This is a genomic window from Pseudoalteromonas sp. 78C3 (assembly GCF_002836695.1).
In the GTDB taxonomy this organism is placed as follows: Bacteria; Pseudomonadota; Gammaproteobacteria; order Enterobacterales; family Alteromonadaceae; genus Pseudoalteromonas; species Pseudoalteromonas arctica.
The window spans coordinates 1-2,541 of record NZ_PJAV01000025.1 but is presented as its reverse complement, the minus strand read 5'-3'; the positions used below and the strand labels follow the sequence as shown (position 1 = coordinate 2,541).

Here is a 2,541-nt window from a genome sequence, read left to right as displayed (position 1 = left end):
GTTCGCTTCTCGTTTAGGGTATTAAATATATAAGCAATGCTAGCCTTTCAGATGATAAAAAATATCAAAAGTACGAATCAAACTAACTAAAAGTACGACTAGCAGCCTCAGAAGTACGGCACTATCCAGTATAAAAACACGAGCCGAATCTGAACTTTATCCTTTTCGAAAACGCTCTAGTTCGAACTTCGTAAGTTGCGTTCTTCCACTCTCTGTATCGCGAAAAATAAAGACATTATCGTTCTCTACCCTAAGGCGATACTCTAAAATTTTTTTAAGTTTTTGAATACGATTCTTAAAAGCTGATGATGGCAGCTTAATACCAATTCTTTCACGAAGATTATCTAGTTTGATAATCTGCATAGAAGGCCGTCCACATCGCTTACGACATACCTCATAAAGCCTGCGCTCAAATGGTTTTGATAATTTAAAATAATCTTCATGCAATGTTAAAACATCATTATCATCGATCGTCTCAATAAGCCAATCTGACAATGTTACTTGCCAACAACTTAAACCACCATCTTCGATTAACTTAAAACTTTCTATGAGGCCCATACTTTCCATAAATCTTCGGCCATTAAATATATAATCAGTAGTTATTAATGTTCCTGAGAGTCGGTATAATGCCTTCTTAACAAGCTTGTACTCTTTTCCTGATGTTCCTCTTCCTGTGGCTTTAAGGAGATCATAAGTATTGAAGCAAATCGTGTTACTAAGCTCTAACTTAGCGTTTTTAGCAGCCATTATGTGGCTCAAGCAATAAATGAGTATTTCTTTGTCTTTGATGGTTGCTCGACCTAAAAAGCTTGGTTCAATTTTTATCGATATGCCTTTATACGAAAAATCCAACGCATCTTTAGACTTTCCATCTAATGCAAAAACAGGCCACACCATAGAAAACATATCTGACTTTAAGCTCACATGTGTCATTGAGCATTTCATGTAGCCCGTCATTTAAAAGCGAGGCTGTGATTCTAACCACTCGTGAAAATCTGAGACTGGAAACAAAACCCGACGACCTATTTTTATATACGGCGGTAAAGGGTACCTGTCACAATTTTGTTTATTAATTGCTATCTGATTAAACAGAGACTGTTTACTTATGCAAAGAAGGTCTGCCGCCTCTTGAGTGCGATAAAAAATTACTTTTTTGTTATTCATTAATATTTCCTCAAATAAATCAAATGCAATAAATTAATACTTATTGCTAACACTTCTTACTTGAAGCAATACTAATAAATTTAAGAATTAATGACTCTCAAAAAGGGGGGGGTCAATTTTTCGATGCTTTTTTTAAATAGTAAAAGATGGTAATACAAAGTAAGTCTGATGATCTACAGATAGATACAAGTAAGGGTCTTAGAAGGAAATTAGTACTTTATTGAATAATATAATGCTAAATTTTTGCTCAAAACAGGGGGCTTAAAGTTTGGCATGCCAAACTCAAGCTAAAAATTTAATGAAAACTGTAGGTGATTGGCAAGTTTAAATCATGATCCCAATTGGAAAGCATAACAATCCATTGGAAAAAATACTGAACGTCTTTTTCAGAGTAACCACTATTCACAATCTTTAAAGACTCCGAGCGATTACAAAACATCTGATAACTTTCTTTTTGAATATCCCAAACCTCACCTTTATCATTTATATAATGATGAAGCATAAAATCTAAAGTAAGCAATGAACTAATTAACCGAGGTTCCGAGATGTTATTTAGTTGACGACTTAATAGCGCTAATTGTTGATAGCTTTTATCGCAACCATAAAGGTGCACTGATAATACTGCAAGCACAGACTGATATGGCTTATTTTCAGGTTTAATCATATTACTTGTCACTTATAGAGCTCTCCACGTGCATGTGCATCTCTGGCCTCCTGTTCAGCGTAGTCGTCCCCGCAATGATTTACGCTTCCCATGCCATCACTGTACTCATCAATAAAGCGATCCTCCTCTGACTTATCGTCAACGTCTAAGATAACAGCCACGGCTACCGAGCCAATAACTTTTAATGTTTTCCAAATCATATACCACCCCAAAAGCTAAGTATTACTTAGTATCTAAAACACATTAAAGCTAAGAAACTCTTAGTTTTCAAGTTAAGAATAAATATAAATGAAAACTAATGATGACTCCCCTTTCCCAAAACGATTAAAAGAAGCAAGAAAAGCAAAAGGGCTATCTCAAAAAAAACTAGGGATCTTAGCTGGTATGGATGAGTTCGCAGCATCGGCCAGAATGAACCAATATGAAAAGGGTGTTCATGCTCCTGACTTCAAAACAGTTAAAGCATTAGCTCATATTTTAGAAGTGCCTACTGCATTTTTGTATTGCATAGAAGATGAACTCGCAGAAAAAATTTTATATTTCTGTAGCAAGTAGGTATTAAAGTTTGGCATGCCAAACTTCCCTCCCCTGTAATTCAAACCATTTCAAAATGAGGCATCATGAGCAATTCGCCTCCTTTTTACTGGGCTTTGCCCAGACCCCGCTATGTAGAAGCCTAAAATAGGCTTACACATAGCGGGGTCTGGGAATAT

Annotated in this window: 5 protein-coding genes; 1 reads left to right on the top strand and 4 read right to left on the bottom strand. The window is 35.8% G+C overall.

All coding sequences use genetic code 11. The annotated features are described in order from the left end of the window. Positions 1–156 precede the first annotated feature (156 nt). The 4 genes from CXF76_RS00545 to CXF76_RS00530 form a co-directional block, all read right to left on the bottom strand. Positions 157–933: a replication initiator protein A gene (locus CXF76_RS00545; RefSeq protein WP_232785072.1), complete on the bottom strand. Its 777-nt coding sequence runs from the start codon at positions 931–933 to the stop codon at positions 157–159. 24 nt (positions 934–957) lie between these two features. Next, positions 958–1,164, bottom strand: coding sequence for a helix-turn-helix transcriptional regulator (locus CXF76_RS00540; RefSeq protein ID WP_024600174.1), 207 nt, complete (start codon positions 1,162–1,164; stop codon positions 958–960). 295 nt (positions 1,165–1,459) lie between these two features. Next, positions 1,460–1,828, bottom strand: coding sequence for a hypothetical protein (locus CXF76_RS00535; RefSeq protein ID WP_157823324.1), 369 nt, complete (start codon positions 1,826–1,828; stop codon positions 1,460–1,462). Between the two features lie 8 nt (positions 1,829–1,836). Beyond that, the gene (locus CXF76_RS00530; RefSeq protein ID WP_008138910.1) at positions 1,837–2,028 is read right to left on the bottom strand and encodes a hypothetical protein; all 192 of its coding nucleotides are present in this window, start codon (positions 2,026–2,028) and stop codon (positions 1,837–1,839) included. Between the two features lie 88 nt (positions 2,029–2,116). Between CXF76_RS00530 and CXF76_RS00525 the strand changes: the two genes are divergently transcribed. Further along, entirely contained in the window at positions 2,117–2,383 is a 267-nt protein-coding gene (locus tag CXF76_RS00525) for a helix-turn-helix domain-containing protein (RefSeq protein ID WP_101162788.1), read from the top strand. Positions 2,384–2,541 lie beyond the last annotated feature (158 nt).